At 71.3% G+C, this 25,533-nt stretch carries 23 protein-coding genes and 1 riboswitch; of the genes, 12 read left to right on the forward strand and 11 right to left on the reverse strand.

All coding sequences use genetic code 11. From position 1 onward, the window contains the following. Window positions 1-17: 17 nt before the first annotated feature. Both HP507_RS11835 and HP507_RS11840 read left to right on the forward strand, forming a co-directional pair. Window positions 18-962: a DUF3097 domain-containing protein gene (locus tag HP507_RS11835; RefSeq protein WP_175351977.1), complete on the forward strand. Its 945-nt coding sequence runs from the start codon at window positions 18-20 to the stop codon at window positions 960-962. A 71-nt stretch (window positions 963-1,033) separates the two neighbouring features. Then, a complete protein-coding gene (locus HP507_RS11840; RefSeq protein ID WP_175351978.1) occupies window positions 1,034-1,684 on the forward strand; it encodes a spermidine/putrescine ABC transporter substrate-binding protein in 651 nt (216 codons plus the stop codon). Between the two features lie 9 nt (window positions 1,685-1,693). Here the strand turns inward: HP507_RS11840 and HP507_RS11845 are convergent, their stop codons facing one another. Further along, window positions 1,694-2,113 carry a DUF3054 domain-containing protein gene (locus HP507_RS11845; protein ID WP_271207161.1) on the reverse strand — a complete coding sequence of 140 codons (420 nt, stop codon included), beginning with the start codon at window positions 2,111-2,113 and terminating at the stop codon, window positions 1,694-1,696. A 77-nt stretch (window positions 2,114-2,190) separates the two neighbouring features. On the opposite strand from HP507_RS11845, the gene HP507_RS11850 reads away from it, so the two are divergent. Further along, on the forward strand, window positions 2,191-3,762 hold the full coding sequence (locus HP507_RS11850) for an inositol monophosphatase family protein (RefSeq protein ID WP_175351979.1): 1,572 nt from the start codon (window positions 2,191-2,193) through the stop codon (window positions 3,760-3,762). Window positions 3,763-3,860: 98 nt separating this feature from the next. Here HP507_RS11850 and HP507_RS11855 read toward each other — a convergent pair whose 3' ends face one another. Together HP507_RS11855 and HP507_RS11860 are read right to left on the reverse strand one after the other, a co-directional pair. Further along, window positions 3,861-4,265 carry a VOC family protein gene (locus HP507_RS11855; protein WP_175351980.1) on the reverse strand — a complete coding sequence of 135 codons (405 nt, stop codon included), beginning with the start codon at window positions 4,263-4,265 and terminating at the stop codon, window positions 3,861-3,863. A gap of 10 nt (window positions 4,266-4,275) precedes the next feature. Then, window positions 4,276-4,671 (reverse strand): helix-turn-helix transcriptional regulator, encoded by a 396-nt coding sequence (locus tag HP507_RS11860; RefSeq protein ID WP_175352013.1) that lies wholly within the window; start codon window positions 4,669-4,671, stop codon window positions 4,276-4,278. Between the two features lie 208 nt (window positions 4,672-4,879). Between HP507_RS11860 and HP507_RS11865 the strand changes: the two genes are divergently transcribed. From HP507_RS11865 to HP507_RS11875, 3 genes are read left to right on the forward strand one after another with little or no spacing between them, the layout of a single operon-like run. Further along, window positions 4,880-5,608, forward strand: coding sequence for a hypothetical protein (locus tag HP507_RS11865; protein WP_175351981.1), 729 nt, complete (start codon window positions 4,880-4,882; stop codon window positions 5,606-5,608). 58 nt (window positions 5,609-5,666) lie between these two features. Next, window positions 5,667-6,701 (forward strand): ATP-binding cassette domain-containing protein, encoded by a 1,035-nt coding sequence (locus HP507_RS11870; protein WP_175351982.1) that lies wholly within the window; start codon window positions 5,667-5,669, stop codon window positions 6,699-6,701. Then, complete coding sequence (locus tag HP507_RS11875; RefSeq protein WP_175351983.1) at window positions 6,698-7,546, forward strand: ABC transporter permease; 849 nt, start codon at window positions 6,698-6,700, stop codon at window positions 7,544-7,546. The genes HP507_RS11870 and HP507_RS11875 overlap by 4 nt, the downstream gene beginning before the upstream one ends. A gap of 45 nt (window positions 7,547-7,591) precedes the next feature. Here the strand turns inward: HP507_RS11875 and HP507_RS11880 are convergent, their stop codons facing one another. After that, the gene (locus HP507_RS11880) at window positions 7,592-9,277 is read right to left on the reverse strand and encodes a long-chain-fatty-acid--CoA ligase (protein ID WP_175351984.1); all 1,686 of its coding nucleotides are present in this window, start codon (window positions 9,275-9,277) and stop codon (window positions 7,592-7,594) included. Between the two features lie 72 nt (window positions 9,278-9,349). Here HP507_RS11880 and HP507_RS11885 point away from each other — a divergent pair, with 72 nt between their 5' ends. Continuing rightward, window positions 9,350-10,282: an oxygenase MpaB family protein gene (locus HP507_RS11885; protein ID WP_175351985.1), complete on the forward strand. Its 933-nt coding sequence runs from the start codon at window positions 9,350-9,352 to the stop codon at window positions 10,280-10,282. A 59-nt stretch (window positions 10,283-10,341) separates the two neighbouring features. Here the strand turns inward: HP507_RS11885 and HP507_RS11890 are convergent, their stop codons facing one another. From HP507_RS11890 to HP507_RS11905, 4 genes are all read right to left on the reverse strand, one after another. Beyond that, a complete protein-coding gene (locus HP507_RS11890; RefSeq protein WP_175351986.1) occupies window positions 10,342-11,364 on the reverse strand; it encodes an aldo/keto reductase in 1,023 nt (340 codons plus the stop codon). Continuing rightward, window positions 11,361-11,927: a TIGR03086 family metal-binding protein gene (locus HP507_RS11895; RefSeq protein WP_175351987.1), complete on the reverse strand. Its 567-nt coding sequence runs from the start codon at window positions 11,925-11,927 to the stop codon at window positions 11,361-11,363. The genes HP507_RS11890 and HP507_RS11895 overlap by 4 nt, the downstream gene beginning before the upstream one ends. A 744-nt stretch (window positions 11,928-12,671) precedes the next feature. After that, complete coding sequence (locus HP507_RS11900; RefSeq protein ID WP_175351988.1) at window positions 12,672-13,232, reverse strand: YceI family protein; 561 nt, start codon at window positions 13,230-13,232, stop codon at window positions 12,672-12,674. 129 nt (window positions 13,233-13,361) lie between these two features. Beyond that, on the reverse strand, window positions 13,362-14,306 hold the full coding sequence (locus HP507_RS11905) for a hypothetical protein (RefSeq protein ID WP_175351989.1): 945 nt from the start codon (window positions 14,304-14,306) through the stop codon (window positions 13,362-13,364). A gap of 474 nt (window positions 14,307-14,780) precedes the next feature. On the opposite strand from HP507_RS11905, the gene HP507_RS11910 reads away from it, so the two are divergent. Both HP507_RS11910 and HP507_RS11915 read left to right on the forward strand, forming a co-directional pair. Next, window positions 14,781-15,785: an aldo/keto reductase family protein gene (locus tag HP507_RS11910; protein WP_175351990.1), complete on the forward strand. Its 1,005-nt coding sequence runs from the start codon at window positions 14,781-14,783 to the stop codon at window positions 15,783-15,785. A 200-nt stretch (window positions 15,786-15,985) separates the two neighbouring features. After that, window positions 15,986-16,780: a polyprenol monophosphomannose synthase gene (locus HP507_RS11915; RefSeq protein ID WP_217508722.1), complete on the forward strand. Its 795-nt coding sequence runs from the start codon at window positions 15,986-15,988 to the stop codon at window positions 16,778-16,780. 200 nt (window positions 16,781-16,980) lie between these two features. On the opposite strand, the gene treZ is transcribed toward HP507_RS11915, so the two are convergent. The 3 genes from treZ to glgX are packed head-to-tail and all read right to left on the reverse strand — an operon-like array spanning window position 16,981 to window position 23,425. Then, window positions 16,981-18,735 (reverse strand): malto-oligosyltrehalose trehalohydrolase, encoded by a 1,755-nt coding sequence (treZ, locus tag HP507_RS11920; protein ID WP_175351992.1) that lies wholly within the window; start codon window positions 18,733-18,735, stop codon window positions 16,981-16,983. Next, window positions 18,732-21,191, reverse strand: a complete 2,460-nt coding sequence (gene treY, locus HP507_RS11925) for a malto-oligosyltrehalose synthase (RefSeq protein WP_175351993.1) — start codon at window positions 21,189-21,191, stop codon at window positions 18,732-18,734. The genes treZ and treY overlap by 4 nt, the downstream gene beginning before the upstream one ends. Continuing rightward, window positions 21,188-23,425, reverse strand: a complete 2,238-nt coding sequence (glgX, locus tag HP507_RS11930) for a glycogen debranching protein GlgX (protein WP_175351994.1) — start codon at window positions 23,423-23,425, stop codon at window positions 21,188-21,190. Before glgX ends, treY begins: the two co-directional genes overlap by 4 nt. 128 nt (window positions 23,426-23,553) lie before the next feature. Here glgX and HP507_RS11935 point away from each other — a divergent pair, with 128 nt between their 5' ends. The 3 genes from HP507_RS11935 to HP507_RS17975 form a co-directional block, all read left to right on the forward strand. After that, window positions 23,554-23,877, forward strand: coding sequence for a hypothetical protein (locus HP507_RS11935; protein WP_175351995.1), 324 nt, complete (start codon window positions 23,554-23,556; stop codon window positions 23,875-23,877). A gap of 99 nt (window positions 23,878-23,976) precedes the next feature. Next, window positions 23,977-24,088: riboswitch (TPP riboswitch) on the forward strand. Beyond that, window positions 24,083-24,727 (forward strand): ECF transporter S component, encoded by a 645-nt coding sequence (locus HP507_RS17970; protein ID WP_254701071.1) that lies wholly within the window; start codon window positions 24,083-24,085, stop codon window positions 24,725-24,727. (Overlaps the previous riboswitch by 6 nt.) Beyond that, the coding region (locus HP507_RS17975) for an ABC transporter ATP-binding protein (protein ID WP_420890014.1) at window positions 24,724-25,533 on the forward strand (810 nt) is incomplete at its 3' end. The genes HP507_RS17970 and HP507_RS17975, both read left to right, overlap by 4 nt.

Consider the following 25,533-nt stretch of genomic DNA (forward strand, 5'->3'; position numbering starts at 1 on the left):
ACAGTACCCTCGTGCGGGTGGACGACGACCGGTACGGCAGCGACGTGCTCTCGGGGGACTGGCGCTCGCGCGGCGTGAAGAAGGTGCGGCAGGTGCCGCTCGAACGGGACATGGTGCTCGAGGACCCGGCGACCGGGTGGGCGGGCGCCGTCGTGCGGCTCGAGGCCGGCAACGTGGAGCTCGAGGACTGGAAGGGACGCACCCGCTCCTTCCCGTTCAGTGGACAGTTCCTGCTGGAGGGCGAGCTCGTGACGCTCGGCCGTCCGCAGGCGCCGGTCGGACGGAGGGGTGCCCCCGGTGCGGCCGGTCCCGCCGGTGCTGCGACGGGCACGGCAGCCGGGAGGCCCGGCTCGGCCCCGGCAGTCCGGCACGCCTCCGACGGTGGTCGCCTCCGCACCGCGTCCGGCTCGTTCGCCGTCGAGCAGCAGCGGGCGCGGGTGGCGCTGCCGTCACGGATCATGGTCGAGGGCAAGCACGACGCCGAACTCGTCGAGAAGGTCTGGGGAGCGGACCTCCGCGTCGAGGGCGTCGTGGTCGAGGAGCTCTCCGGCGTCGACAACCTCGCGTCCGTGTTGGACGAGTTCCAGCCGTCACGCGATCGTCGCGTCGGCGTCCTCGTCGACCACCTCGTGCCCGGATCGAAGGAGTCCCGCTTCGCCGACGCCGTGATGCGCGGGAAGTGGGGCGCCCACGTGCTCGTCGTCGGGCACCCGTTCGTCGACGTCTGGCAGTCGGTGAAGCCATCGCGGCTCGGGTTGGCTGCGTGGCCCGTCATCCCGCGGTCGATCGAGTGGAAGAAGGGGATCTGTCAGGCCCTCGGCTGGCCGCACGCCGAGCAGGCCGACATCGCCCGCGCGTGGCAGCGGATCCTCGGTCGGGTACGGACGTTCGCCGACCTCGAACCACAGCTGCTCGGACGCGTCGAGGAGCTCATCGACTTCGTCACGGAACCGAGGGGTTGAGAACCCGGCCGTTTCGCGGACTTCCGCGGAATGCCGGGCTGATCCGCGCCTCCCAGGCCTACTGTTGGAGGATGGACGGCATCGAGGGGCGCGTGCGCGGCGCGGTCGATGTCTGGCTGCGCTGGCTGCCACGGTGGCAGATCGGCACCGCCCGCCCCCGCACCCGCATCTGCCGCAAGTGCACCGGATCGCCGATCGCGGCCGCCGCGGGCTTCGGGCCGGACGTCCCGCACGCCGTGCAGCACGCGCTCATCGGGCGCATCTCGACCATCGTCGAGGACGCCGTCGACGACTACACGGCGAAGAACCTCCCGCTGCTGGAGCGGGAACTCGAACGCGCGGCGGCACGGAAACGGCACGCGGGGTACCAGCCGACCGAGGGGTTGTCGCCGGAGTTCCAGGGGCTCGACGTGGACCCGGAGCCGTCGCCCGGTGCGCCGTTCCTCTTCACGCTGGGCGAGCTGGCCGGAACGGGGGCTGCGGAGCCGGCACCCCGGGAGCCGCTGTCGGAGGAGGCGAAGGCGGCGCTCCGGCACGAGATCGAGCTGTCCGACGAGTGCGCCCGGTCCACCGGCACGGCCGTGTGCCTGGCCCTCATCGACCACCGGCCGCGGATCGCCGAGGCCGTCGAGCGTCTGGTCGAGCCGCAGATCGAGGCGCTCGTGTCGGACATGTTCCGGGGGTTCGACGGCCCGGAGGCGTCCCGCGACGGGTTGTTCTGAGCGAGGAGTTCAGCGTCCCGCGGTCACTGCCGAACGGTCGCGGCGTCCGACCGCGCGGAGCACGAGGCGGGCGATCCCGCGCCAGCCGAGCAGGAACACCCCGAGCACGATCGTCGCGACGATCACGAACGAGATCGGCAGCGGATCGCCGTCGACGTCGCCCTGCCCCGTGGCGACGCGGATCGCCAGGCCGACGAACACCGTCAGGATCCAGGCGACGACGCCCGTCGGCCAGAACCGCAGCGGACGCGCCCACGCGCCGCTCGTGACGTACGCGATCGCCCAACCGGCGAGGAACGGGTACGCCGTGGTCCACAGCGCGACGGCGGAGTTCGACTCGCCGTGCGAGGAACGCCCGATGAGGGCGAACAGGACGATGAGCACGACGTCGATCACGGCTGCGAGCCAGCCCCAGGTGCGTTCGGTCACGCCACCATCCTCGCAGGCGCCCGTACCGTTCACGGACACGTCACCCGGGGTTCGCCCACGTTCGACACGATGCGCGGATGACCCTGAGTCCAGAGGCGCCGACCGCGGTGCCGGACGGGAGGCACGGTGTGCGCCCGCCACGCCTGGTCGCCCACCGCGGTGCGCCGCGCGTCCGGCGCGAGAACACGATGCCCGCCGTCGCGGTGGCCGAGGCCCTCGGCGCGGAGACCATCGAGATCGACGTCCGGCGCACCGCGGACGGCGTCGCGGTCCTGCTGCACGACGAGACCCTCGGCCGGATGTGGGGCGACGCCCGATGCGTGTCCGCCGTCGACTGGTGCGACGTCGCGCGGCTCGGGAACGGCCTCGACCGCATCCCCCGGCTCGACGACGTGCTCGAGCGGCTGGACGGGTGCCGGTCGACGCTGCTCGTCGACCTCGCCGACGCGTCGGACGCGATGGTCGCGGCCCGGACCGTCGCCGCGTTCCGGGGCACCACCGGTGTCGCCTGGCGCGGCGCCCCCGAAGCGATGAGCGCCCTCCGCTCGGTGCTGCCGGACGCCGACGTGTGGCTCGCCTGGGAGTCCCTCGAAGCGCCGACGGCAGCGGACCTCGAGGAGCTGGCGCCCTCGACGCTCGACCTCGACATCGCGTTCCTCACCCCGTGCACCGTCGAGGCCGCGCACGACCTCGGACTGCAGGTCTCGGCGAGGACCGTCGACGACGACGAACCCGCGCTCTGGGCCGCCCGCCTCGGCGTCGACGCGGTCGTCACGAACGACGTGGCGTCCGTCCGGGCCGCGTACGCCGCCGCCGAGCGCGACGGCTGGCCGGACCCCGATCGTGAACCGGGCGAGACCGAGGTCGCGTCCCGGGCACAGGCACTGGCGCACCGCATCGCGCACGAGGTGATCGCGTTCACGCGGGAGCACCCCGTCGGGTCCGTCACCACGAAGGCGAACCCGGCGGACCTCGTCACCGATGTCGACCGGCTCGTCGAGCAGCACGTCCGCTCGCGCGTCCGGACGGTGTTCCCGAGCCACGGGTTCACCGGCGAGGAGTACGGCGCCGCGCCGGGGGACCGACACCGCTGGTTCCTCGACCCGGTCGACGGCACCACCAACCTGGCCAACGGCGTGCCGTGGACGTCCATGTCGCTCTGCCTCACCCGCGGCGGCAGTCCGCTCGTCGGGGTCGTGGCCGACCCGTGGCGCGGCGAGGTGCTCGAGGCCCGACGCGGGCGCGGCGCGATGCTGCGGGACCGGCCACTGCGGCTCGACGACGCACCCCGGGCACTCGCCGGGGCCGTCGTCGGGACGGAGCTCGACGGGCACCGGCCGTGGGCGGGCTTCGGCGCGTTCCTGGACGCCCTCGCGGATCGGTCGTGCACGCTGCGGGTGCAGGGCTCCGGCACGCTGACGATCGCGCAGGTCGCGGCCGGGCGGGGGATCGGCGGCTGCGTGTCGGCGTTCGACCCGATCGACCACGGCGCGGCGGTGCTGCTCGTGCACGAGGCCGGCGGCGTCGTGCTCACCCGCTCTGGCCCGGTCGACGGCTTCCCGCCCGTGGGGGAGCCGTTCCTGGTGGCGCACCCCGGTGCCGCGGACGAGCTGCACGCCGTGTGGACGGCCGCGCTCGCCGCGGACTGACGCGGCCGCACGCGGGCTGACGCGACTCCGGTGCGGACTGGAGGCGCGGCGCGGGGCCGGCGCGCGCCTCCAGGCCCGCAGATGGGGACGCCGGTCCGTCAGGCCTGCGCGATCCGGACCATGTTGCCGGCCGGGTCGCGGACGGCGGCGTCACGGACGCCCCAGAACTGGTCGGTCGGCTCCTGCAGGACCTCCGCGTCGGCGCTCGCCGTGATGCGGTCGAAGGTCGCGTCGAGGTCCGACACGCGGAGCTGCAGCATCGAGAGCCCGCCCTTCGCCAGGAGTGCGGCGATCGCGTCGCCGTCCTCCTGGGACCGGCCGGCGTGCGGCTCGGAGAGGACGAGTTCGAGGTACGCGTGGTCGTCGCTCACGAGGGTCACCCACCGGAACCCGCCGTTCTCGACGGTGTTGCGGACGGTGAAGCCGAGGACGTCGCCGTAGAACGCGACGGCGGCGTCGATGTCGTCGGCGAGCACGTGCACGCCGCTGATCTGGATGGTCATGCCAGTGAGACTAGGACGGCCCGGCGTCCTCGCGCTTCTCCGATCCTGCTCGGACGGGTCCCGGTCGCACCGGTCGGGTCAGCACCATCGCGTGGCAGCTCCACACCCCGGCGAGGGCGTCGTGGTCGGCAGCGCGGTACTGCGTCGGTGTCATGCCGACGAGCTCGGTGAACCGCGCGGAGAACGACCCGAGGCTCGTCGCCCCGACGGCCATGCAGACCTCGGTCACAGGGAGGTCGGTGCTCCGGAAGAGTGCCTGCGCCCGCTCGATCCGGCGGGTCATCAGGTACGCGTACGGTGTCTCGCCGTAGGCCGCGCGGAACCGGCGGCTGAAGTGCGCGGTCGACATGAACGAGGCCGCGGCGAGCGACGGCACGTCGAGCGGCTCGGCGTAGTCGCGGTCCATGCGGCTGCGGGCTCGGCGCAACCGCCGGAGCTCGTCGATGTCCGCCGTCACGCTGCCATCCTGCCCCGTGGGCTCTCGGGGGACTCTGTGCGTGCGTTCAGTCAGCGGTCGTCGGCGCTCCCTAGGGTTGCAGGCCACGGCACGTCCGGCCGGCCGGCCGATCGGCCTCGCCGCCCCGCTGGGGCCGCACCCCGAAGGAGCATCGACCATGGGATTCCTCGACCGCCTGCTCGGACGTCCGGAGCGTGACCGCGACGGCGCTCCGCAGAACCAGTGGGGGCAGCCGCAGCAGCAGGGGTACCGCTACGGCCAGCAGTCGTACCACCAGCCGGCCGTCGGTGCGGCCTCGACCGATGACGAGCGAGCCGTCGAGCGCTACCGCTACCTGCTCCGCACGGCACCACCGGAGCGCATCGAGGACGTCCACGCCGAGGCCTTCGCGACGCTGACCCCCGAGCAGCGTCGGATGGTCTACGACGAGTTCACCCGGACCGCACCCGTCGGCGAGGCGCCGCGCGGCGACGACCCCCGCTCCCTCGCGCAGGCGGCGACGCGCTCCGAGATCCGGCAGCCCGGGTTCATGGAGCGCTCGCTGGGCGGCGTCGGGAACGGCCGCGGGGGCGTCCTCGGCGGCGGGTTCGGCGGAGCCGGGCAGCGTTCCGGCCCGTCCTTCGGCAGCATGATCGGCGCCTCGATCCTCGGCACCGTGGCCGGGTACGTGATCGGCTCGGCGATCATGAGTGCCTTCCTGCCCGACCCCGGATCGTTCGACGGCGGTACCGACGCTGCGGGTGACGGTGGTTCGGAGGACACTGGTGCCGATCCCGGTGACGGCGGTGCATCCGACGGCGGCGGGTTCGAGAGTGCGGGCTGGGGCGACAGCGGATCGGACTTCGGCGGTGGCTTCGGTGACTTCGGTGGCGACTTCGACGTGTGAGTAGCGATGTCGCTCCCACCGACCTACTGATATTCTCCATGTTCGACAAGGGAGCGACATGGCCATCATCGAAGCCTCCGGGCTGACCAAGACCTACCGGTCCGGATCGGGCCCCGTGCACGCCCTCGCGGGGCTCGACCTCTCGGTCCCGCAGGGCACGGTGAAGGCTCTGCTCGGGCCGAACGGTGCGGGCAAGACCACGACCGTGAAGGTGCTCACCACCCTCATCACGCCCGACACGGGCACCGCGACGATCGACGGCATCGACGTCATCGCCGACCCCCAGGCGACCCGTCGGTCGATCGGCGTGTCCGGGCAGTACGCCGCGGTCGACGAGAACCTCACGGGGTTCGAGAACCTCGAGATGATCGGGCGGCTGTACCACCTCGGTCGGCGCACGGCACGGGAACGCGCTCGCGAACTGATCGACGTCTTCGACCTGTCCGAGGCCGGCGACCGCCCCGTGAAGGGGTTCTCCGGCGGTATGCGGCGGCGGATCGACCTCGCGGGTGCGCTCGTGATGAACCCGCGCGTGCTGTTCCTCGACGAACCCACGACCGGGCTCGACCCACGCAGCCGCCTGGCGCTCTGGGGCATCATCGAGGGGCTCGTGTCCGACGGCACCACGGTGCTGCTCACCACGCAGTACCTCGAGGAAGCCGACCAGCTCGCCGACGACATCGCGGTGATCGACGGCGGCACGGTCATCGCCGAGGGGACGTCCGACCAGCTCAAGGCCCAGGTCGGCGGCCACCGCGTCGTGGTGACCCTCGTCGACCAGGCGGACGGCGACGCCGTGACGACCGTCCTCCGCCGCTACGGCGTCGGCGAGGTCGAGGCCTCGGGCGACGGCCGCACGCACGCCATCGCGGTCGAGGCCGGACCCTCGGCGCTCCAGCGGGTGCTCGCCGACCTGGGTGAAGCGGGCATCGAGCTGCACGACGCCGGCATGCGTCGCCCGACGCTCGACGACGTGTTCCTCCGGCTCACCGGGCACGCCGCGACCGACGAGGACACGGACGCCGCCGACCCGGCCGCGAGTTCGAAGCGCGGTGCCGACACGAAGGACAAGCAGAAGGAGACGGCACGATGACCGCCACCACCACCGCGCTCGGACGGCAGCTGCCCGTCGTCGTCACCTCGCCCGCCGCGGTCTGGTTCGAGGACGGCTGGACCGTCACGAAGCGGAACCTCATCAAGATCAAGCGCTCGCCGGACATGCTCGTGTTCGCCGTCCTGCAGCCGATCATGTTCGTGCTGCTGTTCAGCCAGGTCTACGGCGGCGCGATCCAGGTGCAGGGCACGGACTACACGCAGTTCCTGATGGCGGGCATCTTCGCCCAGACCGTCGTGTTCGGGGCGACGTTCTCCGGCTCGGCGATGGCGCAGGACCTCAAGGAAGGACTGATCGACCGGTTCCGCACGCTGCCGATGTCGGCATCCGCGGTACTCGTCGGCCGGACGAACTCCGACCTGGTGCTCAACGCCATCTCGATGACGATCATGATGCTCACCGGGCTCGTGGTCGGGTGGCGGGTGAACTCGTCGCCGCTCGAGTTCCTCGCCGGCATCGGGCTGCTGCTGCTCTTCAGCTACTCGTTCAGCTGGGTGATGGCGCTGCTCGGCATGAGCGTGAAGACGCCCGAGGTGATCAACAACGCCTCGTTCATGATCCTGTTCCCGCTGACGTTCATCTCGAACGCGTTCGTGCCGAGCGAGACGCTGCCGCTGGTGCTGCGGGTGTTCGCGGAGTGGAACCCGGTGTCGTCGCTCGTGCAGGCCGCACGAGAGCTGTTCGGCAACGTCGGGTCCGCGCCGGTCCCGGACATCTGGACGATGCAGCACCCCGTCCTGACGGTGCTGATCGGCATCGGGGTGATGCTCGTGGTCTTCGTGCCGTGGGCGGTCAACAAGTACACCCGGATCAGCGCGAAGTAGGCGAGCCGCGCGCCTGTTCGCCCGTTCGCCGAGTCGTCGGCTCGCCTACTCGCCGAGGATCCGGTCCCGCACCTTCCGTCGCAGCACCTTCCCGATCATCGACCGGGGCAGGTCCTCGACCACGACGATCCGACGTGGCACCTTGTAGGCCGCAAGGTGTTCGCGCGACCAGGCGCGCAGGGCCTCGGCATCGAAGGCCTTCGGGTCCTTCGGCACCACCGCGGCGACGACCTGCTCGTTGCCGCCCTGCGTGATGCCGACGACCGCGACCTCCTTGACGCTGGGGTGCTTGAGGAGAGCGTCCTCGACCTCCGTGGGGGAGACGTTGAAGCCGCCGGTGATGATGAGCTCCTTGAGGCGGTCCACGATCCGGACGTACCCGTCCGCACCGATCGTCACGACGTCCCCGGTCCGGAACCAGCCGTCGGGGGTGAAGACCTCGTCGGTCGCCTCGGCCTTGCCCCAGTACCCGCGGAACACCTGCGGCCCGCGGACCTGCAGCTCGCCGGACTCGTCGGTGCCGAGGACCTTCGTCGGGTCGTCCGGGTCGGCCACGCGGGCCTCGGTGGAGGGGAAGGGCAGCCCGATGGAGCCCAGACGGCGGTCGTCCGACACCGGGTTCGCCATGATGACCGGGGAGCATTCGGAGAGACCGTAGCCCTCGACGAGGTACCCGCCGGTCCGCTCCTCCCACGGTTCGACGACGTCCTTCGACAGGGCCATCGCACCCGAGATCCCGATCGCGATGCCCTTGAGCGAGACCATCGCGGAGTCCGCCGCGTGCTGCAGCCGTGCGTAGATCGGCGGCACGGCGGGCAGGAACGTCGGCGGGTGCTTCTTCACCGCCGCGAGCACGAGCGCCGGGTCGAACGTCGGGAAGAGCACCAGCCGCGAGGCCATGCTCATCGCGAAGGTCAGGCAGAGCGTCAACCCGTAGGCGTGGAACATCGGCAGGACCGCGTACACGACGCTGCCGTCCCCCGGCTGGATCTGCGGCACCCAGGCCCGGGACTGCGCCGCGTTCGCGATGAGGTTCCGGTGCGTGAGGACGGCGCCCTTCGGGACACCGGTCGTGCCGGAGGTGTACTGGATCAGCGCGACGTCGTCGGTGCCGGGGCGAGGGTGCCGCTTCGAGATCCTGCGATTCGAGACGAGGTCGTCCCACTTCGTGGTGCCATGGACCGTCGTCGTCAGCTTCGCGCGGGACTCGCGCGCCTTGGCGACCGGCAGCGCCAGCGCGAGTCGGGTGCCGCGCGGCATCGCGCGGGTGAGGTCCACCGAGACGATCGCGTCGAGCTCCACGTCGGCGGGGAAGTCCTGCAGCGTCGCGACGGACTTGTCCCACGCGATCGCGACCTTCGCGCCGTGGTCCTCGAACTGGTGGCGGAGCTCGCGCGGCGTGTACAGCGGATTGTGCTCGACGACGACCGCGCCGAGGCGGAGCACCGCGTAGAACGCCACGATGTGCTGCGGGCAGTTCGGCAGGACGATCGCCACGCGGTCGCCCGCGCCCACCCCGAGCTTGCGGAGACCGTTCGCCGCGCGGAGGATCTGCTCCTCGAGCTCGACGTACGTCGTGGTCCGCTTGAAGAACTCGAGCGCGACCTTCTTCGGGAAGCGCCTGGCGGACTCCTCCACGATGTCGTACAGGGATCCGGTCGGCTCGTCGATGTCGTGCGGGACCCCCGGGGCGTAGGAGGCAAGCCAGGGACGAGGCGTGTCGATGCTCACGCCGACCAACCTAGCGGGACGCCCTGGGGCCGCTGGGAGCGGGTTGTCAGGGGCAGGACGGACGATGACGGCATGCCCTCGGTCGCCGACGCCTTCCGGTCCCGCCTCAACGACACGTTCACCGGTGGCGCCACGGAGCGCCCAGCCTGGATCGACGAGCTCGAACAGGGCACCGACGCCGGCTTCTTCGGCCCCGGATCCGCGACCTGGACGGTGCACGGCGGGAAGCAGACGATCCTCGCCGGCGTCCGGGCGCTCCTCGTACAGGCGCTGCACCCGGGGGCGCTCGCCGGCGTCGCGGACCACTCCCGCTACCGTGAGGACCCCTTCGGTCGCCTCGCCGGCACCATCCGCTGGATCTACACGGTCTCGCACGGGGACACCGCCGCCGCCGAGTCCGCGAGCGCCTGGGTCCGGACGCTCCACGAGCGGGTCCGCGGCGAGTACGTCGACGGGCACGGGGTCACCAGGGCGTACGCCGCGAACGACCCCGACCTCGCCCGGTGGGTGCACCTCGCGTTCACCGATGCGTTCCTCCGGAGTGCGCAACTCTGGGGAGACCCGATCCCCGGCGGCGCCGACGCCTACGTCCGCGAGTGGGCGATCGCCGGCCGACTGATGGGTGTGGAGGACGCGCCCGAGTCCGACGCCGAGCTCCGCGAGCAGATGAACGGGTACCTCGACCGGGGCGAACTCGCGGTGACCGCGCGCACGAGGGACGTCGTCCGGTTCATCAAGGACCCGCCGCTCGCCCGTCTGCTGCGCCCCGGGTACCGCGCGCTGTTCGACGGAGCGGTCGTCTCGCTCGACCCGCGGCACCGCTCGATGCTCGAACTGCGGACGCCGGGGATCGGCCCGGTCGGGTTCCCGGTGCGTCGGACGGCGGGCGTCGTCCTCGACGGCATCGGTGCCGTGCTCGGTCACCGGCCCGGGACGGAGCGCGCGGCGCTCGTCCGCATCGCCCGGCTGGAACGCGCGGCAGGCGGGGGCGACGCCACCGGTTGACGGACTGGAGGTGGGCCCCGCCAGCCGGTGCCGCGCCTCCAGTCCGTCTGCCGGGCGCGTCAGAAACCGGACGGCACCCGGGGCGTGTACGCGGACTCGAGTCGCGTGACCTCGTCATCCGTGAGCGTGATCGACGACGCGGCCACCGCATCGTCGATGTGGTGCTCCTTCGTCGCGCCGACGATGGGGGCGCTGACCGCGGGCTTGCTCATGACCCAGGCGAGGGCGATCTGGGCCGCGCTCGCGTCGTGCGCCTCGGCGACCTCGTGGACGGCACCGACGATCGCGCGGTTCGCGTCCTCGTCCTGACGGTAGAGCGTCTTGCCGAACTCGTCGCTGTCGGCGCGCGAGCCGGAGCCGGCGGCCTCCCAGGGGCGCGTGAGCTTGCCACGGGCGAGGGGGCTCCAGGGGATGACCCCGACGCCGGTGTGGGCGCAGAACGGGTGCATCTCGCGCTCCTCCTCGCGTTCGAGGAGGTTGTACTGGTCCTGCATGCTGACGAACTTCGTCCACCCGTGCAGCTCGGCGACGTGCTGCATCTCGGCGAACTGCCACGCCCACATGCTGCTCGCGCCGATGTAGCGGGCCTTGCCCGCCCTGACGATGTCGTGCAGCGCCTCCATCGTCTCCTCCACCGGGGTGAGCGGGTCGAACCGGTGGATCTGGTACAGGTCGACGTAGTCCGTGCCGAGGCGGGTCAACGACGCGTCGATCTCGTGCATGATCGCCACGCGGGACAGTCCGGCACCGTTCGGGCCCGGGCGCATGCGGCCGTTCACCTTCGTGAAGACCTGCACGTCCTCGCGCGGGGCCAGCTCCTTGAGGAGGGTGCCGGTGATCTCCTCGCTGCTCCCGGCGGAGTACACGTTCGCGGTGTCGAACGTCGTGATGCCGCTGTCGAACGCCCGGCGGACGAAGGGGCGTGCCTCGTCGATGCCGACGCTCCACGGGTGGGCGCCGCGGTCGGGGTCGCCGTAGGACATCATGCCGAGCACCACGCTGCTGATCTCGAGGCCGGTGGCGCCGAGGCGGGTGGTGGTCGTTCGGGCTGATTCGTTCTCGCCGTTGCCGTCTTCGGTCATGCTGACACTCTGGCATCGCGGCCTGTGATCGCGAGGAGGCGGACCTGGAGCGGTGCGTCCTCGCCGACCTCGACCGGGGCGGCGTACAGCCCGGTCACGGCGAGGTCCTCGATCTTCGGCTCGAAGTACTCCCAAACGGCCCGGACGAGCTCGTCCGGCAGGGACTCGTCGCTGCCGGTCGCCCGAGCGAGGTCCCACGTGTGGATCGTGATGTCGCTCGTCTGCTCGGTGAGGTACTCCCCGGCGGGGACCACGTCGGTGCTGAGGTGCACCGGGACGTCAGCGGGCGTTTTCTGCCACGCCTCCGTCGCCCGGGACGCGAATTTCGCCCACTCGGCGGCGAGGTCCGGGCCGATCTCCTCGAGGTCAGCCTCGGCCTGGGCGTAGTCGCACCCCGTGAGGAGCTTCGGGATCCAGCGCTGCTCGTCGACGACGTGCCGCACGAGGTCCCGGGTCGTCCACTCCGAGTCGGGAGTGGAGGCGTCCCAGTCCGTCACGGCGGCGACGCGGCGGCCGAACTCGGCTGCCGCGAGGGCCTGCAGCGCGATCCAGTCGGTGGCCATGGTGGTGCTCCTGTTCCTGGGGTTGGGCGGGGTGGGTTGCGCCGCTGATGTGTTCGAGTGGGGCGTGTTCGCGTGCAACCGGCGGGCGCGGTCCGGGATTCCCGGGTTGCGCTCGCGGCTGCGTGTGCTCGTGGTGCGGTCTCACGCTACTGCCGGGCCCGCGCTCCCGCCCGCTGACGCCGAGCGGGAGGAATACGCGCCCGTTTGCTCGCGGGGGTGGCGTATTTCGCCCGCTCGTGTGCTCGCCCGCCTGCGCGCTCTCGTGGCCGCCCGCTCTCATGTCCGCCCGCGCGACCCGCGGAGGCCGAGCGGGTGGAATACGCGCCCGTTTGCACGCGTCGGCGGAGTATTTCGCCCGCTCGCTCGCTCGTCCGCTGCTGCGTCCACGCCGACCGGGCGACATGTGCACGGTCCATCCCGATCCGCGCGCATACTCAGCCCGCTCGGGGCCTGGGCGGGACCGCTGAGCGGCGGGACGAGAGTCGATCGCGTCGCTGGCGTGCGAGCGGGCGGAATCGGCCCAGTCCGGGCCGCTCGTGCGCATATTTCGCCCGCTCGCACACGGGCTCACGAGCACTTCCGCCCGTGCCGCCGCGCCGACGTGGGCATCCCGGACATGACGAACGGCCCGACTCCGTGGGGGAGGAGCCGGGCCGTTCGTCTGGAGTGCCGCTGAGACCTGCGGACAGATGCCCTCAGGTCACGCGTCGATCGCGCACCTGCGGGTCAGGAAGCAGACGGGTGTCAGGCCGCCTGGAGGACGAACTGCACGTCGAGGTTGATGGTCACGTCGTTGCCGAGCGTGAAGCCACCTGCCTCGAGCGCTGCGTTCCAGTTCACGCCGAACTCGGTGCGGTCGATCTTGGTCGTCGCCTCGGCGCCGAACTTGACCTGGCCGTAGCCGTCGGTCGTGAAGCCGCCGAGCTCGGCCTTGAGGACGACCGACTTCGTGACGCCGCGGAGGGTGAGTTCGCCTGCGATGTTCAGGTCGTCGCCCTTGGCCTCGATGCTCGTCGAGCGGAAGGTCAGCTGCGGGTGCTCCTCGACGAGGAAGAAGTCGCTCGTCTTGAGGTGCTGGTCGCGCTGCTCCTGGCCCGTGTTGATCGAGGCGACGTCGATGTTCGCCTCGACGGTCGACTCGAGGGGGTTCTCGGCGGTGACCACGGTGGCGTCGAAGGTCTCGAACTTGCCCTTGACCTTGCTGATCGCGAGGTGGCGGACCGAGAACGTGACCTCCGAGTGGGTGGGGTCGATCTTCCAGGTGCCGGTCTGGTATCCGGGGATGGTCGAGGCGGTGAGCGTCATGGTGACTCCTTCGAAGCGTCTGGTCTGCGTTCCCGAGCAGGCGTCGGGCGGAAGCACTGTTCCATGCGCCTGCATCGAAGTTGATGCTAGCCCATTGTGCACTCATTTGGTTGAAGCGTCAACCAAAGTTCATCTGGACGACGTGAGCGGGCGTGTCGGACGCGGGTCGTGCCTCCCGGTCGGCACGCCGTCGAGCAGGCGACGTATGCGCGAGACGAACACCTCGATCGCCGCGCCGAGGTCGTCCGCCGTGGCGCGGACGAGCCACCAGCCGACGTCCTTCAGGTGTTCGCCGCGGGTGAGGTCCTTGCGGAACGTCCGATCATCCGTGCGATGCAGATCGCTCTCGTACTCGATCGCGACACGGGCTTCCGGGTAGGCGAGGTCGACGCAGGCGATCCACTGGCCGTCGACCACGACGTCGTGGTTGAGTGCCGGTTGCGGCAGGCCACGGCGGGTCAGTGCCAGCCGGAGCCGCGTCTCGCCGGGCGACCGGGAGCCGGGACGGATCTCCTGGAGTGCCGCGCGGACCCGACGGATCCCCCTGGCTCCGCGGTACCGGCGTGCGGTGGCGATCAACTCGTCGCGATCGCACCACCCGAGCCAGCCGATGAGAGCGTCGCCGACGACGATGAGCTCGTCGCGACTGAGGAGCATCGCGAGCGCGATGAACGTGTCGGCGGGATGTGTCAGCGCCGCGGTTCCGGAGTACACGATCCTGACCCTGCCTCGGCGAGCGCGATGCCCGACGGTTCCGCGGACACGGAGCGCCTGGTCGGTTCCGAGCGTCGTGACGTGGATGCGGAGGTCCCGCTCGAGGCGACGCGGGAGCGGAAGCCCCAGGATCGTCGCCGCGGTGGTGTGGCTGAAGGCCTGATCGGGGCGCAGGCGAGGGAGGACGGCCCGCGCGAGGTCCTCGTGGGACTCCGGTCGCGTCCATGCCCGGATGCCGTGGAACGGGCGGAGCAACGCCCGGGTCCGGAGACGTCCTGCACTGACGCCGCGGTGGAGCGCCTCGCGCACACGGAACGGCGCGCCGCGGAGCGCCATCGGGAACGCTGCGTCGACCTGCATGGAGCCAGCGTGGCGGTGCCGCTGGCCCGAAGGGAGGTGCGCCCGACGATCTGTGGATGGATCGGGACGATGGCGGGCTGTGGAGGGGTGGTGTGGGGTTCGCGGTTCGAACTCAGGAGGGAGCGCGGTCGGGCGAGCGGGTGGAATACGTCCTGTTGTGGCACGGACCGGCGCGTATTCCGCCCGCTCGCGCGTCGCGCCCGCCGCGGGTCGGGTTCGGGGCGGGAGGCGCGGCTCGAGCGGGCGAAACCGGTCCGGCTCCCGAACGGGGACGTGGGTATTCCGCCCGCTCGCGCCTTCCGTCCGGCTCCGCCCACTCGCGCGTTCCGCCCGCTCGCGCGTTCCGCGCGTTCCGCACCCCCGCCATCGGAAGGTGGCGACCGCACCAAGGCATCCGCGACCACGCGGCCCCGGCCCTCGGCAGGTACTCGCACGGCCCCTCACGCTGGCGCGCGCTCCGCTAGCGTCGGACCCATGGAATTCAGGTACCTGGGCAACTCCGGACTCAAGATCTCCGAGATCACCTACGGCAACTGGCTGACGCACGGCTCGCAGGTCGAGAACGACGTCGCCACCCAGTGCGTTCGGGCAGCGCTCGACGCCGGCATCACCACGTTCGACACGGCCGACACGTACGCCAACACGGCCGCCGAGAAGGTCCTCGGCGAAGCCCTCAAGGGCGAGCGTCGCGCCGGCCTCGAGGTCTTCACGAAGGTCTACTGGCCCACCGGCCCCAAGCAGCACAACGACGTCGGTCTCTCCCGCAAGCACATCTTCGAGTCGATCAACGGGTCGCTCGAGCGCCTGCAGACCGACTACGTCGACCTGTACCAGGCACACCGCTACGACTACGAGACGCCCCTCGAGGAGACGATGCAGGCCTTCGCGGACGTCGTCCGCCAGGGCAAGGCGCTCTACATCGGCGTGAGCGAGTGGACCGCGGAGCAGATCCGCGCGGGCGCCGCCCTCGCGAAGGAGCTCGGCTTCCAGCTCATCTCGAACCAGCCGCAGTACTCGATGCTGTGGCGGGTGATCGAGGGCGAGGTCGTCCCAGCGTCGAAGCAGCTCGGGCTGAGCCAGATCGTCTGGTCGCCGATCGCGCAGGGTGTCCTGACGGGCAAGTACAAGCCCGGCCAGCCGCTGCCCGAGGGCTCGCGCGCCACGGACGAGAAGGGCGGCGCCGACATGATCAAGCGGTTCATGCGCGACGACGTCCTCGAGGCCGTCCAGCGCCTGCAGCCCGTCGCCGACCAGGCCGGCCTGACGCTCGCCCAGCTCGCCATCGCGTGGACGCTGCAGAACGACAACGTCGCGAGCGCGATCGTCGGCGCCTCGCGTCCGCAGCAGGTCACCGACAACGTGAAGGCCGCGGGCGTGAAGCTTGACGCCGACGCGCTCAAGGCCATCGACGAGGCACTGGGGGACATCCCGGAGCGCGACGCGTCGAAGAACGTGAGCCCGGCGTCGCGCCCCGCGTAGACGCGACCAGCTCCGGACTGGAGGCGCGGTGCCGGCTGGCACCGCGCCTCCAGTCCGTTGCGGGGTGACGTCCCAGGCGAGTCGCAGCCGTGAACGAACGGCAAGGTCATTCCACGGGCAGTCTGATCGTGTTCGCAGACCTCTCGTCGGACTGGCCCAGTGAGCGGCCGATACCTTCGATGTCAAGCGCAAGGAGCACCATGAGCACGACCCTGGTCATCATCCCGACCTACGACGAGGCGGAGAACGTCCGCCCGATCGTCACGCGCACACTCGCCGCGACCGACGACAGCGTGCACGTGCTCGTCGTGGATGACAACTCCCCGGACGGCACTGGCGACATCGCCGATGCGATCGCTCGTGAGACCGACCGGGTCCACGTCGTGCACCGCACCGTGAAGGACGGCCTCGGCGGCGCGTACCTTGCGGGGTTCGCCTGGGGACTCGAGCACGGCTACGACAAGCTCGTCGAGATGGACGCCGACGGCTCGCACCATCCGGAGTACCTGCCGTGGATGATCGAACTCGCGGACACGAACGACCTCGTCCTCGGGTCCCGCTGGATCGCTGGGGGAGAAGTGGAGAACTGGCCCTGGTACCGCGAGCTGCTGTCCCGCGGCGGGAACCTCTACACGCGACTCGCCCTCGGCATCGCCGTGCGTGACGCGACCGGCGGGTTCCGGGTGTTCACCTCCCGGGCGTTCGAGCGGATCGATCTCCACGGGGTCGCCTCGAAGGGGTACTGCTTCCAGGTGGACCTCTGCTGGCGCGCACTCGAGGCCGGTCTGCGCGTCGTCGAGACCCCCATCACGTTCACGGAGCGGGAGTTCGGCGTCTCGAAGATGAGCGGCAACATCGTCCGCGAGAGCCTCACCCTCGTCACGAAGTGGGGCATCGACCGACGGCTGCGCGAAGCGCGCTCGCTGGTGAAGGACCACCGTCGTCTGCCGTCGGTGCGCGCGAACGCGCACGCGGTCGCGGACCACGCGGCCTGACGGTCGGGCCGTCGGCCCGTGGCCCGTCGGCCCGTCGGCCCGTCGGCCCGTCAGCCCGTGGCCCGGCGGGCCGTGGCGCCGAAGCGACAGTTCTCGGATCCGCGCGGCGTCCGTGCCGGAAGAGCGACAGGTTCCCGCGGAACTCCCGCAGGAACCTGTCGCTTTCACGAGGACGTGAGCGCGGTCCCGTCGCGAACGGGTCAGCGCAGCACGACGACGCCGCGGCCGGTGAAGCGGACGCAGTCCGTCGCCACCTCGGCCTCGCCGAAGCGGTAGAGCTCCTCGCCGATGGCGCCGGGGACGGGCACCTCGGCCGCGTCGTCGAGGAAGTTCACCACGACGTGCACCGGCCGGACATCGGGCCCGAGGAGTCCGCGCGTCAGCACGAGCCACCGCCGGTCCTCGCTGAACCGCACCGCGTTCGCCTCGTACCGCGGGTCGACGAACGCCTGGTCGGTGCGGCGCAGTGCGACGAGTACCCGGTAGGCGCGGAGGATCGCCGCGCCGCGATCCGAGTCGACGTCCGACCAGTCGAGCTTCGAGTTGGTGAACGTCGACGGGTCCTGCGGGTCCGGCACGGCCGACTCGTCCCACCCGTGCTCCGCGAACTCGCGGATCCGGCCCTCGGCCGTCGCCTTGCCGAGCTCCGGTTCCGGGTGCGACGTGAAGAACTGCCACGGCGTGGTCGCGGCGAACTCCTCGCCCATGAACAGCATCGGCGTGAACGGCCCGAGCAGCGTCAGCGCCGCCGCGATCACGAGGCCCTCGTCCGTCAGGGTCGCCGCGAGCCGGTCGCCCGCCGCCCGGTTGCCAATCTGGTCGTGGTTCTGGTTCGCCACGACGAGGGCCGTCGCGGGGGAGGTCCCGCGGTCGATCGGCCGCCCGTGCCGCTTCCGACGGAACGACGACCACGTGCCGTCGTGGAAGAACCCGTGCTCGAGGACCTTCGCGAGCGCCGACAGCGGGGCGAAGTCGGCGTAGTAGCCGTTCGTCTCACCCGTGAGCGCGACGTGGACCGCGTGGTGGAAGTCGTCCGACCACTGCCCGGCGAGCCCGTAGCCGGCGGCCTCCTGCGGGCGGAACATGATCGGGTCGTTGAGGTCCGACTCCGCGATGAGCGACAGCGGACGCCCGACGAACGCCGAGTACGCGTCCGTCTCGGAGGCCATCACCTGCAGGACGTGCGGCCGGGAGGTGTCGCGGAGCGCGTGGACCGCGTCGAGCCGGAGCCCGTCGACGTGGTGGTCCCGGAACCACATCCGGACGTTGTCGAGGACGTAGCGGCGGACCTCGGGGTGCTCGACGTTCACGGAGTCGCCCCACGTGTTGCCGAGCCCCTGCAGCAGGTACGGCCCGTACAGCGGCAGGTAGTTGCCGCTCGGCCCGAGGTGGTTGTACACGACGTCCTGGATGACGCCGAGCCCCAGTGCGTGCGCGCGGTCGACGAAGCGGTCGTAGGCGTCCGGGCCGCCGTACGGGGCGTGCACGGCGAACCAGCCGACCCCGTCGTAGCCCCAGTTCCACTCACCGTTCACCGCGTTGACGGGCAGCAGCTCGACGAACTCGACCCCGAGCTCGACGAGGTGGTCCAGCTTGTCGGCCGCTGCGTCGAGCGTGCCCTCGGGCGTGTACGTGCCGATGTGCAGCTCGTAGACGACACCCCCGCGGGCTGGCCGCCCCGTCCAGGCCTCGTCCGTCCACGAGAACCGGGAGGGATCGACCACCTCGGAGGGGCCGTGCACCCCCTCGGGCTGGAACCGGCTGCGCGGATCGGGCCGCACGGCGTCGTCGTCGCCGATGCGGAAGCCGTACCGGGCGCCGACGACGGGGGCGATCGCGTCGGTCGTCCACCAGGCGTCCTCGCCGCGGGTCAGCGGGTACTCGGTGCCGTCGACGACGAGGCGCACGCGCTCCGGCGTGGGTGCCCAGACGGCGTAACGGTCGGGTGCGGTCATGCGTGCCCCTCCAGGATGTCGATCTCGGCCTGGGCGTCGGGCTCGACCGTCGTCGGCGCCTCGTCGGAGCTGCTGGGCGCAGCCGCGTCGGCCGACGTCCCGTGGTCGGTCGGCTCCACCACGTCCGCAGGCACGAGCAGCGCCACCGGGTAGTCCGTGAGGAGTTCGGCGAGCGCGATGCCCTGCCCCGCCGGCACGCTCCGCCCGGTCAGCAGGTCCACGCGGTCGAGCGGAACTGCGTGCACGAGGGTGTCGCCCCACCCGCCGACCCGTCCGAGCCCGATCGGCAGACGGGTCGCGATCGTCACCGCCCCGCCCCGGTCGAACGCGATGACGTGGTCCGCCGCGCTGCCCGTCGCCTCGAGCGCGAGGTACCGGGTGAACAGCTCCGGGTGGTCACGGCGGGCCCGCAGCGCACGGCTCGTGACGAGGAGCTTCGCGGCGCCGTCGAGCCCGATCCGGGGGAGCCGTTCGGGACCGTCGTCGTCCGGGCCGTCCAGCCCGGCGAGGACGTGTCGGCGCTCGGCGTAGTCGACCGGGCGCCGGTTGTCCGGGTCGACGAGGGAGCGGTCCCAGAACTCGGTGCCCTGGTAGACGTCGGGGACGCCGGGAGCGGTGAGCTGCACGAGCTTCTGTCCGAGGCCGTTCGACCAGCCGGCAGCGTCGATCCGCTCGTCGAGGGCATCGAGCACGGCGACCACGGCGGGGTCGTCGAACGCGGCGTCGACGAGCGCGTGCATCCGGCGTTCGAAGTCGTCGTCCGGGGCCGTCCACGTCGTGCTGTCCCCGGCTTCCCGCGAGGCCTTCTCGGCGTACGCGTGCAGGCGCTCGCGGCTCGCCGGACGCGCGCCGACGATCGCCTGCCACAGCAGGTCGGCCAGCACGGCGTCGTCGAGCGGTGCGAGGGACTGCAGACGTTCGAGTGCGGTCGTCCACTCGTGCCCGAGTTCAGCGAGGACGGCGATGCGGGCGCGGGTGTCCTCGCTGCGTTTCGTGTCGTGTGTCGTGAGCGTGGTCATCGTGTGCGGCCAGCTGCCGAGCCGGTCGCGCTGCGCCTGGTGGAAGTCGGCGACCGACAGTGAGAACACGCTCGGGTCGCCGCCGACCTCGCTCAGGGACGTCAGGCGGGAGGTCCGGTAGAACGCGGTGTCCTCGACGCCCTTCGCCATGACCATGCCGCTGGTCTGCTGCAGCCGGATCGCCGCGGCGTTCGAGGGATCGACGAGCGCCGGGGCGATGCGGTCGATGACGTCGTCGAGGTCCGGTCGGGCCTCGGCGGCGCGTTCGAGGGCGTCGATGAGGTGGTGCGCGCCCTCGGGCAGGTAGGTGCGGTACACGTCGAACGACGCCACGATCTCGGCCACGGCGTCGACGATCCGCTCGTGCGGGACCGGTTCCGTCGCAGCGGACCCCGTCACCGGGCCGAGCAGCCGTGCGAGCCGTTCGACCTCGCTGCCGAGGATGCCGTCCGCGATGCCGCGCCGGGTGTCGTGCGTGAGCTGCTGCCAGTCGTCGGGTTCGGCCCCGGACGCCGCCGTGAGGGGTTCCTCGCCGGCGGGATCGACGAACACACGGTCGAGCACGCCGAGGGCGTCGTAACCCGTGGTGCCGTCCACAGGCCAGCTCGTCGGCAGTGCCTCGCCCGGCTCGAGGATCTTCTCGACGAGCGTGTACGCGCCGCCGGTCAGCTCCGCGAGGTCCTGCAGGTACCCGGCGGGGTCGTACAGCCCGTCCGGGTGGTCGATGCGGAGACCGTCGACGAGGTCGTCGCGGAACCACGTGCCGATCGTGTCGTGCGAGGCGGTGAACACCTCGGGTTCCTCGACCCGGATCGCCGCGAGCGTGTTCACCGCGAAGAACCGGCGGTAGTTCAGCTCGTGGTCGGCCCGCTTCCAGTGCACGAACTCGTAGTGCTGACGCGCGTGGACGTCCTCGGCGGTGTCGCCCTCGTGCACCGTGCCCGGAGCGGTGGGGTACGCGGTCTCGCCGAGGCACAGCAAACCGTCGCGCAGTTCGACCCCGCCCAGCAGTCGGTCGTCGAGCACGGGCACACGGAGCTTCCCGTCGCCGGCGTCCCAGTCGACGTCGAACGCCCACGCCACCGGGGAACCCTGCCCGTGCTCGAGCAGGGACCACCACCACGGGTTCGCCGCCGGGGTCGCGACCCCGACGTGGTTCGGGACGACGTCGACGAGCACACCGAGGCCGGCGGCGTGGGCCGCCTCGGCGAGCGCCCGGAACGCCTCGTCGCCCCCGCGCTCGTCGTCCACCCGGGTGTGGTCGACGACGTCGTACCCGTGCTGCGACCCCGGCTCCGCCTGGAGCACAGGGGAGAGGTAGAGCCAGTCGGCACCGAGATCGCGGACGTAGTCGACGACCCCAGCGGCCGCGGCCAGGTCGAAGTCGGCCGTGACCTGCAGCCGGTAGGTCGATGCCGGGACCCGCGGGGCGGTCACTGCTGGCCGCCGCTCGTGCCGGACGGAGCCGTCGCACCGGCCGGGTTGGCGGGGCTCACGGCGTCCTGCGGGGCGGGCGTGGCGGGACGGCTCGACGAGGTGTCGACCGGGGTGACGGTGATCTCGTGGTCGGGTTCGGCACGCAGGACGATCATCGAGCGCGCGGGGACGTCGAGCGGTGTGGCGGCGTCGAGGACCTCGTCACGGGCGCCGGGCTGGGCCGTGTCGATCCGCACGGTCCATCCCGGCGCGTACTCCTCGGGCGGGAGCGTGAACGTCACGACGTCGTCGTGCGCGTTGAAGTACGTCAGGAACGCCACGTCGACGACGCGTTCGCCCCGCACGTCGCGGCCGCGGATGCCGTTGCCGTTGAGGTACATGCCGACGCTCTTGCCGAACCCGGAGTCCCAGTCCTCGGGTTCCATGGCGTCGCCGGCCGGGGTCAGCCAGACGACGTCGGGCAGCGGTTCGCCCTCGCCCCGTCGGACCGGACGCCCGTTGAAGTAGCGCGTCCGGCGGAACGTCGGGTGGTCGTGGCGCAGCTTCACGACGTCGGCGGTGAACTGGATGAGGTCGTCGTCCGCGGTGTCCCAGTCGATCCAGCTCAGCTCGGAGTCCTGCGCGTAGACGTTGTTGTTGCCCGCCTGGGTGCGGCCGAGTTCGTCGCCGTGCGAGATCATCGGTACGCCCTGGCTGAGCAGCAGCGTCGCGAGGAAGTTCCGCCGCCGCTGGAGTCGCAGCGCGTTGACGGCTTCGTCGTCGGTCGGTCCCTCGGCACCGGAGTTCCAGGACCGGTTGTGGCTCTCGCCGTCGTTGTTGTCCTCGCCGTTGGCGTCGTTGTGCTTCTCGTTGTAGGCGACGAGGTCGTACAAGGTGAAGCCGTCGTGCGCGGTGATGAAGTTGATGCTCGCCTTGGGGGTGCGGCCGTCGTGCTCGTAGAGGTCCGCCGAACCGGAGATCCGCGACGCGAACTCGCCGAGTGTCGAGGGCTCGCCCCGCCAGAAGTCACGGACGGTGTCGCGGTACTTGCCGTTCCACTCCGACCACTGCGGCGGGAAGTTCCCGACCTGGTACCCGCCGGGCCCGACGTCCCACGGTTCGGCGATGAGCTTCACCTGCGACACGATCGGGTCCTGCTGCACGAGCTCGAAGAAGGCCGACAGCCGGTCGACCTCGTAGAACTCGCGGGCGAGGGCCGCGGCGAGGTCGAAGCGGAAGCCGTCGACGTGCATCTCGGTCACCCAGTAGCGGAGCGAGTCCATGATGAGCTGCAGCGAGTGCGGGTGCCCGACGTTGAGCGAGTTGCCGGTGCCCGTGTAGTCCATGTAGTACCGCTTGTCGTCGTCGACGAGGCGGTAGTAGGCCGCGTTGTCGATGCCCCGGAACGACAGGGTCGGACCGAGGTGGTTCCCCTCGGCCGTGTGGTTGTAGACGACGTCGAGGACGACCTCGATGCCCGCGCGGTGGAGTTCGCGGACCATCGTCTTGAACTCCTGCACCTGCTGCCCCTGGTCGCCGGACGACGAGTAGTGCGAGTGCGGCGCGAAGAAGCCGATGGTGTTGTAGCCCCAGTAGTTCGACAGCCCCTTGTCCTGCAGGGTCGAGTCGTTCACGAACTGGTGCACGGGCATGAGCTCGAGCGTCGTCACGCCGAGGCGCTTCAGGTGCTCGATCACGGCCGGGTGCGAGACGCCGGCGTAGGTGCCGCGCTGCTCCTCGGGGACGTCCGGGTGGGTCTCGGTGAGGCCCTTGACGTGTGCTTCGTAGATGACGGTCTCGCCGTACGGGGTGCGCGGCGGGCGGTCTCCCTGCCAGTCGAAGAAGGGGTTGATGACGACGCCCTTCATCATGTGCGACGCCGAGTCCTCGTCGTTCGTCGAGTCGGGGTCGCCGAAGGTGTACGAGAACAGGGACTGGTCCCAGTCGATGTCCCCGCAGGTCGCCTTCGCGTAGGGGTCGAGCAGCAGCTTGTGCGGGTTCGCGCGCTGGCCCTCCGCCGGGTCGTAGGGGCCGTGCACGCGGAATCCGTACTGCTGCCCGGGGCCGACGTTCGGGAGGTACGCGTGCCAGACGTACGCATCGACCTCGACGAGATCGATGCACTGTTCGTTCCCGTCGTCGTCGAAGAGACAGAGTTCGACGCGTTCGGCGACCTCGCTGAAGAGGGCGAAGTTCGTGCCGCTTCCGTCGTAGGTCGCCCCGAACGGGTACGGGTTGCCGGGCCAGGTGTGCAAGCGGTCCTCCAGGTGTGGGTGGCGCCAACATATCGGCGAGCGCCGTCCGCGTCCGCAGACAAGCCTCAGGTGTGGACCGTTTCCGCACACCCCTGCCTGTGGAGGAACGGACGAGTAGCCTCGCGCGCATGGCCAACATCGTCACGCAGATCGCAGAGAAGGTGCGCCCCGTCGGCGTCTCCACCAACTACGGGGAGCCGGTCGACGTCGGCGACCAGACCCTCATCCCGGTGTCGCTCGGCTGGTTCGGCTTCGGTGGCGGCGGGGACGGCGACGAGAACGGCGGGGGCGGCGGCGGCGCCGTGTCCGTACCGATCGGCGCCTACGTCCGTCGTCCGGGCAAGGACCTCGAGTTCGAGCCGAACCTCATCTCGCTCATCGTCGTGAGCATCCCGTTGGTCTGGGTGACCGGTCGCGTCCTGCGGAAGCTGGTCCGCGCACTCAAGAAGTGACCGACTGACGGACTGGAGGAGTTGTGCGGGTCCGCCCCGCGCCTCCAGTCCGTCATGTGGTCGCGAGCCGTCATCCGGTCGCGACCGCGTCTACACTGATGGGACACACACGGGAGTCCGGGACCGCCGGGCTGAGAGGGAGCGAGTGGCGCTCCGACCGTCGAACCTGATCCGGGTCATGCCGGCGCAGGGAGGAGTCCGAACCATGCCTTCAGGCACGTCAACTGTCGTTCCGCCGACCACCGGCGCCAAGCGCTCGCTGCGATGGCGGGTCGTCGACATCGTCGTCGCGAGCGTCCTCGCCGTCGCGATCGGTGTCGTGTTCAAGCTCTGGGAGTTCGGCTACGAGCCGATCAGCGCCGTGATAACGCTCGTGCTGCCCGGCACGCAGGCGCTGTTCGGCGGCGTCTGGCTGCTCGCCGGCCCGGTCGTCGCGATCATCGTGCGGAAGCCCGGAGCCGCGCTCTACGCCGAGATGGTCGCCGCCTCGGTCGAGGCGCTCCTCGGCACCCAGTGGGGGTGGCTCACGCTCGAGGCCGGGCTCGTCCAGGGTCTCGGCGCCGAGCTCGTGCTCGCGCTGTTCCTCTACCGGAGCTACCGACTGCCGGTCGTCGTCCTCGCGGGCGCGGCAGCCGGGTTGGCGATGGGCCTCAACGACACCGTGCTCTGGTACCCGGGACTCGACGCGGCCTTCAAGGTCGTCTACGTCGTGTCCGCGATCGTCGGTGGCGCACTGATCTCCGGCGTGGGCGCCTGGCTCGTCGTCCGGGCACTCGCGACGACCGGGGTGCTGTCCTCGTTCGCCGCCGGCCGCGAGCGCTCCAGGCGCGGAACCCGCGCCGCCGGGTGACCGTCGTGTCCGGGACGGAGCCGGCACGCATCACCTTCGACGACTGGGGCTGGCGGTACGCGGAACGGGACGAGTGGGCCGTCCGCGGGGTCGACCTGACCGTCGAGCCGGGCGAGCGGGTCGCGATCGTCGGGCCGTCCGGTGCGGGCAAGTCCACGCTCCTGCGCGCCGTCGCGGCCGTGCTCCCCGACGAAGCCGACGACTCCGACGACACCGCCGCGTCCGTGCAGGGCTCCGTCCTCGTCGACGGCGCCGATCCCCGCGCGGTCCGCGGGCGTGTCGGCCTCGTCATGCAGGACCCGGAGGCCCACACCGTGATGTCGCGCGTCGGCGACGACGTGGCGTTCGGCTGCGAGAACGCCGGCGTCCCGCGGGCGGAGATCTGGGAGCGGGTCCGGTCCGCGCTCGACGTCGTCGGGCTCGACCTGCCGCTCGACCGGTCGACCACGATGCTGTCCGGCGGGCAACGGCAGCGGCTGGCACTGGCGGGCGTGCTCGCCATGCGGCCGGGAGCCCTCGTGCTCGACGAGCCCTGCGCCAACCTCGACCCCTCCGGCGTGGAGCAGGTGCGCGACGCGGTCCGGGCGCTGCTCGACGAGACCCGGGCGACCCTGCTCGTCGTCGAACACCGGATCGGCACCTGGCTCGATCTGGTCGACCGGCTCGTGCTGCTCGAGCCCGCGGGCGGGGTCGTCGCCGACGGCGCACCTGCCGAGGTGCTCGCTTCGCACGGTCCGGCGCTGACCGCGGCCGGGGTGTGGGTGCCCGGGTCCGAACCCGCGCGGGGGTCCGCCCGCGCGGGCACC

This window comes from Curtobacterium pusillum (assembly GCF_013359865.1).
Classification (GTDB): domain Bacteria; phylum Actinomycetota; class Actinomycetes; order Actinomycetales; family Microbacteriaceae; genus Curtobacterium; species Curtobacterium pusillum.

What these genes read in the sequence shown, in the direction of transcription:
- HP507_RS11855 (WP_175351980.1), bottom strand. Translation starts at nt 4,265, where the DNA reads ATGACCATCCAGATCAGCGGCGTGCACGTGCTCGCCGACGACATCGAC.
- HP507_RS11890 (WP_175351986.1), bottom strand. Translation starts at nt 11,364, where the DNA reads ATGACCGAAGACGGCAACGGCGAGAACGAATCAGCCCGAACGACCACC.
- HP507_RS11900 (WP_175351988.1), bottom strand. Translation starts at nt 13,232, where the DNA reads ATGACGCTCACCGCCTCGACCATCCCCGGATACCAGACCGGCACCTGG.
- HP507_RS11875 (WP_175351983.1), top strand. Translation starts at nt 6,698, where the DNA reads ATGACCGCCACCACCACCGCGCTCGGACGGCAGCTGCCCGTCGTCGTC.
- HP507_RS11860 (WP_175352013.1), bottom strand. Translation starts at nt 4,671, where the DNA reads ATGGACCGCGACTACGCCGAGCCGCTCGACGTGCCGTCGCTCGCCGCG.
- HP507_RS17970 (WP_254701071.1), top strand. Translation starts at nt 24,083, where the DNA reads ATGCCTTCAGGCACGTCAACTGTCGTTCCGCCGACCACCGGCGCCAAG.
- treZ (WP_175351992.1), bottom strand. Translation starts at nt 18,735, where the DNA reads ATGACCGCACCCGACCGTTACGCCGTCTGGGCACCCACGCCGGAGCGC.
- HP507_RS11910 (WP_175351990.1), top strand. Translation starts at nt 14,781, where the DNA reads ATGGAATTCAGGTACCTGGGCAACTCCGGACTCAAGATCTCCGAGATC.
- HP507_RS11895 (WP_175351987.1), bottom strand. Translation starts at nt 11,927, where the DNA reads ATGGCCACCGACTGGATCGCGCTGCAGGCCCTCGCGGCAGCCGAGTTC.
- HP507_RS11865 (WP_175351981.1), top strand. Translation starts at nt 4,880, where the DNA reads ATGGGATTCCTCGACCGCCTGCTCGGACGTCCGGAGCGTGACCGCGAC.
- HP507_RS11905 (WP_175351989.1), bottom strand. Translation starts at nt 14,306, where the DNA reads ATGCAGGTCGACGCAGCGTTCCCGATGGCGCTCCGCGGCGCGCCGTTC.
- HP507_RS11885 (WP_175351985.1), top strand. Translation starts at nt 9,350, where the DNA reads ATGCCCTCGGTCGCCGACGCCTTCCGGTCCCGCCTCAACGACACGTTC.
- HP507_RS11840 (WP_175351978.1), top strand. Translation starts at nt 1,034, where the DNA reads ATGGACGGCATCGAGGGGCGCGTGCGCGGCGCGGTCGATGTCTGGCTG.
- HP507_RS11850 (WP_175351979.1), top strand. Translation starts at nt 2,191, where the DNA reads ATGACCCTGAGTCCAGAGGCGCCGACCGCGGTGCCGGACGGGAGGCAC.
- HP507_RS11915 (WP_217508722.1), top strand. Translation starts at nt 15,986, where the DNA reads ATGAGCACGACCCTGGTCATCATCCCGACCTACGACGAGGCGGAGAAC.
- HP507_RS11870 (WP_175351982.1), top strand. Translation starts at nt 5,667, where the DNA reads ATGGCCATCATCGAAGCCTCCGGGCTGACCAAGACCTACCGGTCCGGA.
- HP507_RS11935 (WP_175351995.1), top strand. Translation starts at nt 23,554, where the DNA reads ATGGCCAACATCGTCACGCAGATCGCAGAGAAGGTGCGCCCCGTCGGC.